At 45.8% G+C, this 14,291-nt stretch carries 8 protein-coding genes; 1 reads left to right on the top strand and 7 read right to left on the bottom strand.

Annotation, left to right across the window (positions count from 1 at the left end; genetic code table 11):
* Nucleotides 1–309 precede the first annotated feature (309 nt).
* From ygjK to ebgR, 7 genes are all read right to left on the bottom strand, one after another.
* Nucleotides 310–2,703, bottom strand: a complete 2,394-nt coding sequence (gene ygjK, locus AB4133_RS05050) for an alpha-glucosidase (protein ID WP_372224036.1) — start codon at nt 2,701–2,703, stop codon at nt 310–312.
* Nucleotides 2,704–2,718: 15 nt separating this feature from the next.
* The gene (ygjJ, locus tag AB4133_RS05045; RefSeq protein WP_372224035.1) at nt 2,719–3,783 is read right to left on the bottom strand and encodes a protein YgjJ; all 1,065 of its coding nucleotides are present in this window, start codon (nt 3,781–3,783) and stop codon (nt 2,719–2,721) included.
* Between the two features lie 406 nt (nt 3,784–4,189).
* A complete protein-coding gene (locus AB4133_RS05040; RefSeq protein ID WP_017069519.1) occupies nt 4,190–5,623 on the bottom strand; it encodes an amino acid permease in 1,434 nt (477 codons plus the stop codon).
* A gap of 572 nt (nt 5,624–6,195) precedes the next feature.
* A complete protein-coding gene (locus tag AB4133_RS05035) occupies nt 6,196–7,620 on the bottom strand; it encodes an amino acid permease (RefSeq protein WP_017063320.1) in 1,425 nt (474 codons plus the stop codon).
* A gap of 198 nt (nt 7,621–7,818) precedes the next feature.
* A complete protein-coding gene (locus tag AB4133_RS05030; protein WP_372224034.1) occupies nt 7,819–8,271 on the bottom strand; it encodes a beta-galactosidase subunit beta in 453 nt (150 codons plus the stop codon).
* A 3-nt stretch (nt 8,272–8,274) separates the two neighbouring features.
* Nucleotides 8,275–11,406, bottom strand: a complete 3,132-nt coding sequence (gene ebgA, locus AB4133_RS05025; protein ID WP_372224033.1) for a beta-galactosidase subunit alpha — start codon at nt 11,404–11,406, stop codon at nt 8,275–8,277.
* Between the two features lie 324 nt (nt 11,407–11,730).
* Nucleotides 11,731–12,714: a transcriptional regulator EbgR gene (gene ebgR / locus AB4133_RS05020; RefSeq protein ID WP_017069515.1), complete on the bottom strand. Its 984-nt coding sequence runs from the start codon at nt 12,712–12,714 to the stop codon at nt 11,731–11,733.
* A gap of 393 nt (nt 12,715–13,107) precedes the next feature.
* On the opposite strand from ebgR, the gene galE reads away from it, so the two are divergent.
* Nucleotides 13,108–14,118, top strand: a complete 1,011-nt coding sequence (galE, locus tag AB4133_RS05015) for a UDP-glucose 4-epimerase GalE (protein WP_146492053.1) — start codon at nt 13,108–13,110, stop codon at nt 14,116–14,118.
* Nucleotides 14,119–14,291 lie beyond the last annotated feature (173 nt).

The following is a 14,291-nucleotide window of genomic DNA, read 5'->3' as shown; positions in this document are numbered from 1 at the left end:
CTAATAAGGATAAATAAAATTCGAATAAGTCTTCAGAATTCAATATTTCAGTGAGGGTGATGAAATTTTTGAATGGGATTTCATAGCAAGAGCACTCTTTGCTTTTTGTGAGTAAAAGCTTGCCTGTGTTAGCTGAGTACAACGAACAGAGTAAAAGGATCATGGTAGACCAAATGGTCTAAGTGCTTGTTTTTCGCTTACGTTACTTCAGATATAAAAAAGGCACTCAGCGAGAAACTGAGTGCCAAAGTCTGAAATTTATGAGGTTAGATTTTCATTGAATTTCAGAAGACAGGTATAGGTTTTTACTTACTCTGCGTCAGTAAAGAAATCGTTGTATAACATGTATAGGTGGGCAGCACTCCAAGAGAAGTTTGGAGCACCTTGTTGTTCACCGTTTAGCGGGTTGTAGTTCTCACGGATAGGACCGTCTTGTACCAAGCCATCGGCGTGGTCGAAGAATGCGCCTGCCATTTCAATCGCATCGTCACGGTAGCCGTAGCTGTCCATGCCTTTTAGGCCGAAGTAGAACTGGTCTACCCATACACGTCCACGCCAGTAAATATCTGGGCCAAATGCTGGGCTAGAAAGCGCTGCTGTGCCCAGTGGAACGTAGGTGTTGAACTCTGAGGTATCTTTCATCACAGAGACCACGGCATCAGCGTGAGCTTGTGTTGCTGCACCGTTGAACAGTGGTGACCAACCCTCAGGGCCTTTACCACGCTCGACAATCGGTTTGCCTGCGCAGCCATTGGCTAAAGGCTTGTCTTCAATACGAATGTCATAGAAGAAGTTAGTGCCTTCGTCGAACATACAGGTGTTGATGTAGTTCGATAGGTGCTCTGCTTTTTCACGGAACTCTTTCGCTTTTGCGTCTTTACCTAGAATGTCAGCCATTTCTGCTAGGTACTTGTTATCGCTGTACATGTAGCTTGCTTGGTCAACGGACTCTTGCAGCAATGAATAGCCAAGCAAAGTGCCGTCTTCAGCGCGGTTTTGAGCGAATTCAACATCCCAATCACTGCGCTTGCCACCGTTAGCAACGTACGCGTCTAGCTGGTCTTTATCGATGAAACCGAAGGCTGCTGCATCATCACGACCTGATTCCCAAGACGCAGCGGTTTGAGCTGGGCTCTCGATGTAATCGTAGTTGCCTTCGGCTACCACTTTATCCAGTTCAGCTTGGCCTACGACTGTTTCGTGTTTATCGCCACGAACCACGGTGAAGTACATTTCACCTTCAGGTGTGTTGTGTGCTTTGTCGCGTGCTGCGCCGTATTCTGGAACACCGTTGCCGTTGTTATCACGGTTGCGTAGCCACCAGTCGTGGTAAGCCACTAGCTTTGGATACATCTCTTCTAGCCAAGCTTCATCGCTGGTGGTCTTGTAGACTTCCATCACGGCCCATGCAGCTAGGCTTGGTTTGGTATTACGTTCGTTCCAGTTACCGCCGTCGCCGCCACGTTCTGGGCTTAGGTTGTAAGCCAATAGATCTGGCACGTAACCTTCATCCCAAGGGCGAACAGGATCGTCAGCTTGAATTTGGTAGGCAAACATCGCGCGGATGTTATCTTTCGCTACATCTGGGTTGAAGTGAGCCATTGCGTAGGCTTGCTTCCATGTGTCCCAAGGCCAAGTTTGGTTGCCCGAGAACCAACGCGCCGTCACGGATGGTGTCACAGAGTCAAACTCCATCGCACCTGCAGCGCCACGCCAGTTACCGTTTAGGGTTTCCATCGCTTTAACCGCAACACGCTCTTGCTCTGGTGTCGCGTTCGGGTTGGTTAAACCCATCTCAAGATAGCCTTCCCAACGTTCTGCTGATGCGGCTAAGAAGTCGGTAGGGTTTGCCATGATCTTTTTGATTTCAGGCTGTTCCGCTTGCGCTTCTTCTGCCGTTAGAACATGCGAGTATGTGGTGTAGATAGTCGTCGATGCTTCAATGTTTGCCGTTGAAGTAAACGCTAAACCATCAACCGTGGTTTTCGTTGGAATCGACTTGTGAACTTGGTATTCAGACTCACCAGAAGTCAGTAGATCCCATGTCGAACGAACCTTACCGAAGGTCACCTTTAGGCCATCGTCGGTTGCGACGATTTGACGGTCATACTCAGGGTAAGTTTCAGCGATTGTTTTGTCGGTTTGTGCCACGCCTTCTTTGGCGTGCGTCTTTTCTAGCAGTTCACCATCCCACACTAATTCAACCGGTGAGTCGGTAGTGATTTTTGTTTCTAGCAGAGAGGTACGGTTTGAAGCAAAACGCATCGTCATTTCTACGGTCACATCGTCAGATTTTAGCGTCTGAACCAATGCGCCCGGTAGGCTATAAGCTTCCATAGTGAAAGCCACTTTTTTGCCGTCTTTGAACACGCTTAGGCGGTCGAAGTTATCAGCCATGAAGTTGATATATTCTTCGGTAAGCAGTGCTGTACCTGGGAATCCGCCCATGCCTTCTGCACTGTCTGGCAGCAGATGACCGTGCCATGCACCTAGGTCGAAGAATGGGTTAAAGCGTTGGTGGTCATCGAAGTCGTAGTCACGCATGTATTCAGGTGAGCCAGTACGGTCGATAACGTTCTTAAATTCGTTGGCTTGCAGTTGCTCTGTGTCAGAGCCTGAGCCAGAGATTGAGTTTGAAGCACAACCAGTAACGACAAGGGCTGCACCGATAGCGAGAGCTGCGAATGATTTATTCAGTTTCATGATCAATTCCTGTTATTACCAGTAGAAGTATTGCATTGCGAACACCTGAGCGTCGCCGATTTCAGTGTCGCTGCCTACGCCAAAGCGGCTATCGAAAGCAGTCGCAAACGCGCCGTTGCCGTATTCATACCAAACGCCAGCATTGATGTAAGAGGTGATTTCTTTGTCGCCATTGTCACCGTCAAAGTTTGCGTAGTTGTAGGCTGCAGATAGGTAAACGCCTTGTGCCGCTTCGTACCATGCACTGGTTTGAATACCAGACTCGCTACCGAAAGACTCTTGGTTGCCTTTATCTGTATCGTGCCAAACACGAGTGGCGAAGTTTTTGTACTCAGCACCCAATAGCAATAGTTCACCACCATCGTTGTTACGAACTTCACCACCACCCATTAGGGTTAAGTCGTCGGTCAGATCGTATTGAAGGTAACCATTGACCATGGCGTGCTTATCTTTCCATTGGTCTGCGAAGCTGTCGTATTTACCGAAGTGAACAAGAGCATCGTCTTCCGAGAAGTCAGACTCTGGCGCGAAAGAAACGCTGTAGCGAAGCTTGCCTTCTAGGTTTTGAATCTTCACACCAAGGTGCACGTCTCGCGTGTTTGAGATCGCGTAGCCGTATTCAACCGTAGGGTCACCCCACCATTGAACGTCATCTAATGAAGAGTCCATACGACCAATCATGAATTCTGTTTTGTTATCTGTGCGGTAGCCAGCGTAAAAGCGGTTGAAACCACCTTCAAAACCGCCCCAGCCGTGGCCCGTTGCCCAAGCATTGCCTTCGTCATCGGCTTGTACTGTCCAGCCCTCCATATAAGCAAGACCAAACCAATTACCGTGCTCGATAGCCAAGCCAGCTTCAATGTAAGTACCGTCTGCGTAGCGGCCTTTATCATCACCTTCGAGTGCCACGTGACCACCAAGGCCAAGCTCACCATAAAAGTTAAATAGGGTTTCAGTTTCTGTCTGAGGAGGCTGAGTATCACTGTGGTTTGCTGCGGACTCTTCCGCGTGGGCAGTGGTACTTAAGGCAGCAAGAATACAGCTTGTAATAAGAGTGTTTTTAGTAAAACTACTTTTCATTTTAATCACTTCTGTGTCGGGGTTATAAATGAAGGTTCGCAAGCAGTTCTGACTTCTAATATGGGGTGCTCTTCAAGGCGTATTGGTCAGGTTACTTACGATCGCAAAACCAATATTAATGATAATTTTGATGTTTAAAATTAATTAAGTTTAAAAGTGTGATCTATTTTTAGTAAATATTTACTTTGTTTTTATTTTGACTTTCAGTTGAATTTGCAGAGGTATGGCTAGGGTTGTAAGTATTCGGGAGGTGAATTGTTTGATGGGTGGTTAGATTGTTGGTTCGAATGTTTTGATTCTTGAATGGCTTTGATTTAATCGAGATGGTTAGTGGAAATGTACCGACAAATAAAAAGGCACTCACCAAATGTGAGTGCCTGAAGTTTAAATCAGAGTGCAGGGTAAACTAAGCGTTCGCCGGTTCAGGTTTTGCTTCTAGTTTTTTCTCTTCTGGAGATAAGCTTTTTTCATATTTTCCGTACTTCCACCACGCGTAGCCAAGGAAGATAACAATCCCGCCCACGTTGTAGAAGATGATGGTCATGATGTCAGCACCTGTTGGGAAGGTTGACGCAAAGAAGCCAACAGTGAAAATGCCGATCAGAATCGAGACCACGGTAATGCCTGTCATACGTGAGCCCATTCTGAAATCACGAGGTAAGTGATCCAACTTCAAACGTAAATTAAGGTACGCGATCATGATGAATAGCGGTGGCAACATCGATGCTGCAGCTGTCATGTTGATAATGGTACTCATCAGATCTTGAACCGTATCGGACGCCAGTGTCGGAATGAACATCAGTGGAATCACAATCAAGAACTGAATCCAAGCCGCACGCTCTGGAACGCCTTGTTTGTTTAGAGCGACCGTTTTCTCACCGAAGATACCTTTAGGGATTTCAGAGAAGAAAATCTTAACGGGTGTTGCCGTCCACATCAGCAGAGAGCCCAGCATCGCCGTGAATGAAACCACACCAACGAAACGGTTCATCAAGATTTCAGACAGGCCAAAGTGTCTTGCTAGCCCTTCAAATACCTGAACTGAGCCGCCTGTGAATTTAAGCTCTTCACGCGAAACAAACACGTTTGCTAACACAGATCCTACCGAGTAAAGCGCACCGATGAAGATACCGGCAATGATGATGACTTTAACGAAAGACTTGTGACCGCCTTTGATGTCGTTAACGTAAACCGCGACCGATTCTGCACCGCCTGCCGCCATGAAGATCCAAGTGATTACGCCAAGGAATGCCCAGTTGAAGCTTGGTGTCATGGCTTCAATGGTGATTGGGTCAGCTGGCTCGATACCGCCTACCAAAGCACCGCCAGATAGCAAGATGTAAGACATCGTTAGCAGCAGCATCAGTGATGATGTTAGTGAGGTGATAGGGCCCAATAATTTCGCACCGTTATTCGAGATATGAGTCGCGACCGCAAACAAAATAGTACTTAGAATTGCGGTGGTCATTGGCGTGAATATGTACTCAAAACCTAAGAACGCATACGACGCGTAAGCGATGATTCTAGGGAGCAGAGAGGTGAAGAAGAACAGGTTAACAAACCAGTAGGTGTAAGCTGAAATAAACGCCCAGCGGCCGCCTAGAGAGCTTTTAACCCAAGAGTAAACACCCGCTTCAGAGTCTTTATTCAGTGACACAAACTCTGCAACGATCAAACAAAATGGCACAAAGTAAAAGATGGTTGCTAGAAAGAACATCGGAGCCGAGGAAAGGCCGATCTCGATGTTGTTATTAATGATGTTATTGAAGCTGTATACCGCCGCGAAGGTCATAGACAGTAGGGCAAATTTGCCTATCGTACTGCGTTTATTTTCGGACATGATGTTCTCCGGTGAATCACGTTGATGATCGTTATAACTTGGTCCTAGAGAGGGAAGCTCTAGGCCGCACTTTTATTGTTATGTTGGTTTGGCAAACACCCGCTTTGTTTTGTCAGGGTTGGCTCATTGTTGTTTTTATAGATTTACGATCGGACTTCTTTGGGCTTTTTCTCTCTGGTGTTTCAGTAAAGTTATTACCAAAATAAAGAGTTAAAGATTAAGAAGTTCATTGAAGAGATTGCTTGTTTCATGAGCGACGATTTATAGGGCTTGTAGGGGTTTTTTGCCACTTTTTTTATATGAATCAGTTTGTCTCTTCAGCAAGAAGATTAAAGATTAAGCGGCGGGAAGTTAATCGAAATTGATCAAATATGTGACCTTGAGTAAATAAATTTAGTTAATATTTTACCTTGGTTTTTATTCGAGTTTTATTACCTATTAATTGGTGTTTTTCGTGAACTGAAACCTTGACGGAACGCCGTTTTTATTTCTCGGGATTGATTTTAATTGTCTGATTTAAAACAAAAAAAGCGCCTTGTTAGGCGCTTTTAAAGTTGGGGGGATGCAGAGTGCTACGATTGCTTAGCGGTTTCTAGCTTTGCTTCTTTACCTGCTTGCTTCTTTTCAAAGCGAGAGATCCACCACCATGCAATACCAGAGAATACCGCTGTCATGAAGACGTTGATGAAGAAGGCTTGAACAAGGTCAACACCTGTCGGGAATGCCGATGCTGTCATGCTCACAATGAAGATACCAATCAGTACCGATACCACTGCCATACCTTGAACTCGAGTACCCATGCGGAAATCACGCGGTGTGTCGTCGTGTTTCAAGCGGAATACAAAGTAGGCCACCATGATGAAGATTGGCGGTAGCATTGCGGTACCTGCTGTTAGATTGATTGCTGTATTCATCATGTCTTGTACAGATTCAGAGCCGAAGCCGTTCACCACAAGCATCACGAATACAAACGCGAACTGCCACCAAGCTGCACGTACTGGCACACCGTGTTCGTTAAGCTCTGTTGTCTTCTCGCCGTAAACACCTTTAGGAATTTCAGAGAAGTGAATTTTTACTGGAGCTGCTGTCCACATCATCATCGAACCGAACATAGCAACGAATAGGATAATACCGACGAAGCGACCCGTTAGAGATTGTGAAATGTCGAAGTAGTTCGCCATACCTGTGAAGATTTCAACCATGCCGCCAGCGTAGGTCAGTTCATCACGAGCAACGAATACGTTAACAAGTAGAGAGCCAACTGCGTACATTGCGCCGATTGCGATACCTGCACCAATGATAACCTTGATGAAAGACTTGTGACCGCCCTTAACATCGTTTAGGTAAGCGGCTGCGGTTTCTGCACCGCCAGCTGCTTGGAAGATCCAACACATAATACCTAGCGTTGCCCAGTTGATGGTTGGTGTCATCGCTTCTAGCGTGATTGGTTCAACCGGTTCGTGATTACCGCCTAGCGCCATAAGTGCACCGATAACGTAAATCGCGAACAGAGCAAATACACCGTATGCCACGATCTCGGCAATCTTACCTAGCCAGCTCGCGCCTTTAGTTGAGATGTGAGTTGCTGCCGCAAATAGAGCAATCGAGATAGCCGATGTGACGACTGGCGAGAAGGCGTATTCATAGCCCAACATCGCGTAAGACGCATAGGCGATTACGTTTGGTAGCAGGGATACAAACCAGAAAAGGTTTACGAACCAGTATAGGAACGAACCTAGGTAGGCTGCTTTTGAGCCTAGCGGTTTTTTAAGCCAGTCGTACATGCCTGACTCGGAATTTTTATTTGCTGATACGAATTCAGCAATAATGAATACGAACGGAATGAAGTAAATAAGGGTCGCAAGCAAAAAGATAGGAGCGGAACTCAATCCCAATTCGATGTTGTTGTTTACAATGTTGCGAACGTTAAATACCGCTGCAAATGTCATGGAGAGTAGGGCAAATTTGCCTAACTTACCGCGTACAGATTCAGACATAGTGTCCTCCAAGGGTCACGTAATTATAGTCGTTATATCTTTAAGCTTCCTTGTAGGGAAGAAGCATAAAGGCGTTTGCAGTGTGGCTGAGTCTTGAACGGCAAGCCTCAGTCACACTGTGAATAGATCTTGTGGTTACTACTTTCAGCTGTTTGGCTTCGGTAGCTTAATGTCGGTTACTTATTTAGCTTCCGTTACTTACTTATTAAGGAAGTAGCCGTCTTCAATGGTCACTTTCAGCACCACTTTGCGAACTCGTTTGTCACCGTGAAAGCGGTAGGCTTTGCTGTTATCAAAGATTGCCACTTGGCCTTCAACTAACTCACGAGTTTCACCGTTCCCCATTAGGTGTTCACGGTCGGTTTCATCGCTGTAAGCTTGGGTCTGTTCAAGTTGAGACTTATCAGCGAACTCAACCGTTTCACGACCTTCCAAGTAGTAGTGCACATCAAAGTAACGGCGGTTACCGGTGAAGTTTTCTGTGTTATGAGCCACGCCGTCTTCAATCATGTAAGCCAGTGAGTCACCAATGGAGTACATCACGCCATCTTTGATGTTTCCGATGTTTTCAATCGCTTCTACACAGCGTTGCCATTTACGACCGTCGCGGTAAACGACTTTAAATTGCTCTAGGTTGTCTAAAACGATCATCGCTTATGCCTCGTTCTGTTGTGGTTGAGTTGTTGGCGTATTTGCCGTGAAGAACTCGTCACCAAAGTTGTGATTGACTAGGTGTTGTGCGTCGCAATCGCCTGCTTTGAATGGAATCAGAGTTAAGCCGTAGCGGAACTCGTCCATGTACACGCGGTAAGAATCCAACACTTCGCTGCCCCAAGAGTTTGAGCCTAAGCCCATCACTTGGTGGTCTAGATTTAGGGTGATGTAGCCACTCTTCTCTAGTTCAATGGTGTGCTGTGCTTGATGCAGGTTTTGGTTGGTGTAGAACCATGCGCTGAAGTTGATTTCTTGCTGTGGTTTTACTGCAATACCATTACCCGCGCGGCTTGAAAGCGCAGCCCAACGAACGTGTTGGCGGTTGCCGTTGTTCTGTGGGAACGGGTAGTTCTCGAACATGTCTGCAACGGTTGATTGGTACACATCAATCATGTTGGCTTGCTTGCTGTCTTGGTAGTTCTCTTCAGGGCCGCGTCCGTAATATTGGACTTGGTCGAAGTCGCCGTTGATGCCCATATCAAAACCAATCACAGGAATTACATGAGGGTACTCACCGTAACGTTCGCCGCTTAGCTCAACGTTCAATTGGCCTTCAGCATTAACTTGGTAGCGATATTCACAACGCATGCCGAAATCGAATACTGGTGGAGCAATGATGCTGGTGGTGGTGATCTCTACCTTGCCATTTACCTGTTCAACGTTAACGCATTCAAGGTCAATGCTACGGAAGTGCTCCTGCATAATTTGCAAGTGTGCAGGCTCCCAGTAACCATCGTGCTCTTGTTTATGGTTATCGATCATTGGCTTGAAGAAGTTGATTCGTGGTTCTGACTTAATCATCTCTTCGCCATTGACCAACCATGACGTCAGCTTGCCGTTCACTTTCGAGAAGTTCAGTGCGAAGTTGTGGCCTTTGATTAGGTAAGCTAAACGAGACTCTTCCACATTCAGTGCTGTCGCATTGTTGTTAGTGAAGGCTTCTAGCTGTGCTGTGTTCTCTTTCACTTGGAATTGATACACCGCGATGTCGTGGTTCGCTTCGCTGTAAGGCGTACGAGAATCCTTGCGCACGGTAAAGTTCACAAACACTTCGCGCTCATCAAGTTGTGGCAAGTTAAGTGTCAGTTCATGGCTCGAGTTTTCTGCCAGTTCTTCAATCTTGATGTGTTGCACAGCAATGGTTTCACCTTCAGCACGGATTTCCGCAGTGATGGTGTAGTCATCGATGTTTGAGAACCAAAGTTTGTTGTCTACTGTGAAGGTGCCGTCTTCAGCATTGAAGTCACGGATCTTCACTGGTGCGATAACCTGCTTGTACTCTTTTAAGCCTGGCCCCGGTGTTTGGTCTGGGTAGATCAAACCGTCCATGCAGAAGTTGTAGTTGTTCGGGTAGTCACCGTAGTCACCGCCGTACTTATAGAACTCAGTACCCGCTTCATCACGCGCTAGAATGCCGTGGTCACACCATTCCCAAACGTAGTGACCTTGAATTGCATCGTGCTTGTAGAACACGTTTTGGTATTCGGTTAAGCCACCTGGGCCATTACCCATTGCGTGTGCGTATTCACAGATAATGCGTGGTTTTTCGTGTGGGAATTCACCGAAGGCATTCATCAGTTGAGCACGTGAGTACATGGTTGAAATGATGTCGACCACTTCAGCATCGCGGTCTTCTTCATAGTGAACTAAGCGGGTGTCATCAATCGCTTTTGCCGCATCGTACATAGAGCGGATATTGCAGCCGTAGCCTGATTCGTTACCTAAAGACCACATGATGATAGAAGGGTGGTTCTTTTGAGCGTGGATATGACGTTCGATACGTTCAACAAACACCGCTTCCCATGCTGCATCGTTAGTGATGCGGCTTAGGTCGCCAACGTTAGCAAAGCCGTGAGTTTCGACATCGGTTTCACCCATCACGAACAGGCCGTAGATGTCACACAGTTCGTAGAAACGTGGGTCATTCGGGTAGTGCGCAGTACGTACTGAGTTGATGTTGTGTTGCTTCATCAACACCAAGTCTTTCTCAACGCGATCCATGCCCACAGCACGACCTTTCAGGTGGTCGTTGTCGTGACGGTTTACACCATGCAGCATCACGTATTTGTTGTTGATGTAGAACAGACCATCGCGAACTTTAATGTCTCGGAAACCAACGCGCTGTGGAATCACTTCTAGCACTTCGCCGTCTGTGTCTTTTAGCGTCAGCAACAGTTGGTAAAGGTATGGGTTTTCAGCATTCCATTGAACAGGGTTCACGACATCGATAGAGAATTGAGTGTTCGCATTGCCGCCAGTCTGTTGGTTAGGAACAGTTAAGTTATCTACTGAGCCTTGGGAGATAACTTGGCTGCCATCAAGCAATGCGTACTCAAGAGTTGCGTTAGTCGCTGCTGCTAGGTTTTCTAGAGCAACGTTGCACGAAAGGGTCGCGCTTTGGTAAGCGTTGTCAAAATCAGTACGAACCATTAGGTCTTGAACGTGAAGTTGTTCTTTACCAACAAGGTAAACATCACGGAAGATGCCGCCTGTCCACCACATGTCTTGGTCTTCAATGTAGGTGGAGTCTGCCCACTGCATCACGCGAATAGAAAGTAGGTTGTTGCCTGCTTTTACCTGGCTAGAGATATCGAATTCAGCGGTTAGGCGGCTGCCCTTGCTGAAACCAACGTACTCACCATTTACGTAAACTTCGAAGTAGGTCTCTACGCCATCGAATTTAATAATGGTTTGTTTCTCGTTCCAGCTGTCGCCAAGGAAGAACGAACGTTGGTATGCGCCTGTCGGGTTATCTGACGGTACGAAAGGTACATCAATTGGGAATGGGAAACCTTCATCTGTGTACTGAAGATCGCCGTGGCCTTCCATCTGCCACATATTTGGCACCGTAATGTGGCCCCAATCGCTCATCTCTTGAGAGTAAAAATCTTCAGGAACCAAGAGCGGGTTAGTGAAGTAGCTGAAATTCCATTGACCACTTAGTAGTTGGAAGTGGCTGCTTAGTTCACGTTGAAATGTTTTAGCGGTTTTTTCTGATGCGTATGAGAAGAAGTAAGCACGTGGTGCCATACGGTTCTCATGTAAGTTCAGGAAGTTTTCCCAGTTGTTCACGTTGCCTCTCTCTCGGTCTGAATGCAGTTTGCTGACCGACGTTCTTATGCGTAATTGGGTCGTAGTGAATACGAGTATTTTTGGATTGAGGTAATTATTAGTAAAAGTTTTACTAAATGAAAATGGTGAAAACGTTTTACTTTAACTTCATCACGTTTTTTATGGTCTTTTTACGGTGCTGTGTGATCCACTTAAAAGAATGCTATTGGCTGATTTATGTAGCAGATTAAAGAGGGGGATACGTGGAGATTGATGTATGTGACGGGCACAAAAAAGGCCACCTTCAACAAAGGTAGCCTTTATTTATCTACTTGATATATTTAATTATTTTGTTGTATCGCGCAGCTTGAGTTTGCTTGGTACATAGACACGTAGTGGGATGGTTCGGCCGTCGCGTACTTTCTCAATCAGCAGATTAACGCCTTGAATTCCCATCAATTCAGAGTGAATACGAACAGTTGATAAAGATGGGAAGGTAAATTTAGCTGTTGGGATGTCGTTTACACTGATCAGCGCAATATCTTCAGGGATGTTTAATCCGTGCTCATGAACTGCTCGTAAAACGCCAATTGCGATGGAATCTGACGCAATAAACATGGCTTTAGGGTAGTCGCCCGTCGCGAGCATCTGTTTTGCAAGCTTGTAACCTGATGAGCTAGAGAAGTCACCACGGTAGATGTCTTGCTCACTGACAACGTTCTTGAGGCCACCATATTCAGCAAAAGCGACTTCACGAATATCAGGGGTATTGACGTCGTCTTGGCCACCAATAAAGCCGATGCGCTCATAGCCTTGGTTGATAAAGAAGTTGGTGATCTCTTTGCTGATCAAAGCCAGGTCGATATCGACAGAGTCATAAGGTTCTGAGTGATCGGTAAAATCGACATAACAGATATTATCGCTCAGCTTTTTAGCTTGCTCGATAACCTCTGGTGTCATTCTACCCACCAACAAAACACCTGTGATTGGTGCTGAATTGATCTGTATTTTACTTTCATAACAGTTGGTTAGCTTAACTTCCATCTTTTCACATTGGGTTTCAATCCCGTGGCGAATCGATAGATAGTAAGGGTCGTTAACTTCCGCTTCTTGCTTGTAGTTATACAGTGCTAGGAAGTGATGGTTTTGTTTTTTACTGCTAACGGTTTTTCGTGAGCTGCTGGTTTTGTATTCCAACTTCTCTGCAATTTCAAAGATACGCCTTTTGGTCTCTTCCTTGACGCTTAATGTTGGATCTTCATTGAGAACCCTTGAAACTGTAGCCAATGATACATTCGCTTCAGTCGCGATATCTTTTAACGTTGCCATACTCACTTCCTGTTATTGGAACATTGCGCTGCTTTGAAATTGGTATTTAGTAAAAAAGCAATGCACCTCTTTATTCTACAGACCTATTGTAATCAAACTGGAAGTCATTGCATTAACTTTTAGTAAAATAAATGCTCAACTCCTCTGTGATGTCTCAAATCTAACTATCTATAATTATCTTATTAAAATTCAATGAATTAGAGGTTGGCGGTTATACATTTCATCTATGTCATGATCAGCACTAATGATGAAAGTTAGTGTAAACGTTTACACTTCGTGGTTTTGATCACAGAATTATAGTCAAAATGGCTGCTACTATTTCTGGCATACGGTGCTACTGAGCTTAATGTCAGTTCGAGTTAGCCCACGAATGACGACAAAGAGAGGTTGATTGTGAAAGTACTGGTTACGGGCGGCATGGGTTACATCGGAAGTCATACATGCATTCAAATGATACAGGCAGGTATGGAACCGATCATTGTTGATAACCTTTGCAACAGCAAAGAGCTAGTGCTGGAACGAATCGAATCGTTAACAGGCAAGCGACCAACGTTTTATCTTGGTGACATTCGTGACCAATCTTTTCTAGATAGCGTGTTTTCAGAAAATGATATCCAAGCGGTGATTCACTTTGCTGGTCTGAAAGCGGTAGGGGAGTCGGTGGCTAAGCCTTTGGAATACTACGATAACAACGTCAATGGTTCACTGGTGTTAGCTCGAAGCATGAAGAAAGCGGGTGTGAAAAGCATCGTATTTAGCTCTTCGGCTACTGTTTACGGTGATCCAGAAGTAGTGCCAATTACTGAAACTTCACCAACTGGTGCGACCACCAACCCTTATGGTCGCAGCAAGTATATGGTGGAAGAGTGCTTAAGCGATCTATTCAACGCGGAGAACGATTGGAGCGTGACTTTATTACGTTACTTCAACCCAGTAGGTGCACATCCATCGGGCACTATGGGTGAAGACCCACAAGGTATCCCAAATAATTTAATGCCGTTTATTGCTCAAGTAGCCGTTGGTCGCCGTGAAAAACTGGCTGTTTTTGGAAACGATTACCCAACAGTCGATGGCACAGGCGTTCGTGACTACATCCACGTGATGGATTTAGCTGATGGCCACGTAGCAGCATTAAAAGCCGTGGGCGAGAAAGCGGGCTTACACATTTACAACCTAGGTACGGGTAAAGGCTCAAGTGTACTTGAGATGGTTGAAGCCTTCGCACAAGCATCGGGCAAACCGGTTCCTTATGAACTTTGCCCACGTCGCGCTGGTGACATTGCCGAATGTTGGGCAAGCACAGAAAAAGCGGAGCGCGAACTTGGCTGGAAGGCGACGCGTAGCGTGATGGAAATGACGGCGGATACCTGGAATTGGCAGTCGAATAATCCCAATGGTTACTAACTTTATGTAATTGAAAGCTGCAACTCCAATTTCTTTGGGGAAGGCAGGTTAAGAGAGATTCCAGATATCTCGTCCTTCGATTCTGGAATGACGAATTTTAAAACTACGATTTCTGAACGTCATTCCCTACAGCGAGGAACGAGCGTGAAAGGGAATCTCCTTGTAGAAGAATT

The sequence above is a fragment of the Vibrio sp. 10N.286.52.F8 genome (assembly GCF_041468745.1).
Taxonomy (GTDB): Bacteria; Pseudomonadota; Gammaproteobacteria; order Enterobacterales; family Vibrionaceae; genus Vibrio; species Vibrio crassostreae_C.
This window is presented reverse-complemented; position numbering and strand designations above follow the sequence as displayed.

Bases quoted from the DNA above. Each gene is read 5' to 3' on its own strand.
- AB4133_RS05040 (WP_017069519.1), bottom strand. From the start codon at position 5,623: ATGTCCGAAAATAAACGCAGTACGATAGGCAAATTTGCCCTACTGTCT.
- AB4133_RS05030 (WP_372224034.1), bottom strand. From the start codon at position 8,271: ATGATCGTTTTAGACAACCTAGAGCAATTTAAAGTCGTTTACCGCGAC.
- AB4133_RS05035 (WP_017063320.1), bottom strand. From the start codon at position 7,620: ATGTCTGAATCTGTACGCGGTAAGTTAGGCAAATTTGCCCTACTCTCC.
- ygjK (WP_372224036.1), bottom strand. From the start codon at position 2,703: ATGAAACTGAATAAATCATTCGCAGCTCTCGCTATCGGTGCAGCCCTT.
- ygjJ (WP_372224035.1), bottom strand. From the start codon at position 3,783: ATGAAAAGTAGTTTTACTAAAAACACTCTTATTACAAGCTGTATTCTT.
- ebgR (WP_017069515.1), bottom strand. From the start codon at position 12,714: ATGGCAACGTTAAAAGATATCGCGACTGAAGCGAATGTATCATTGGCT.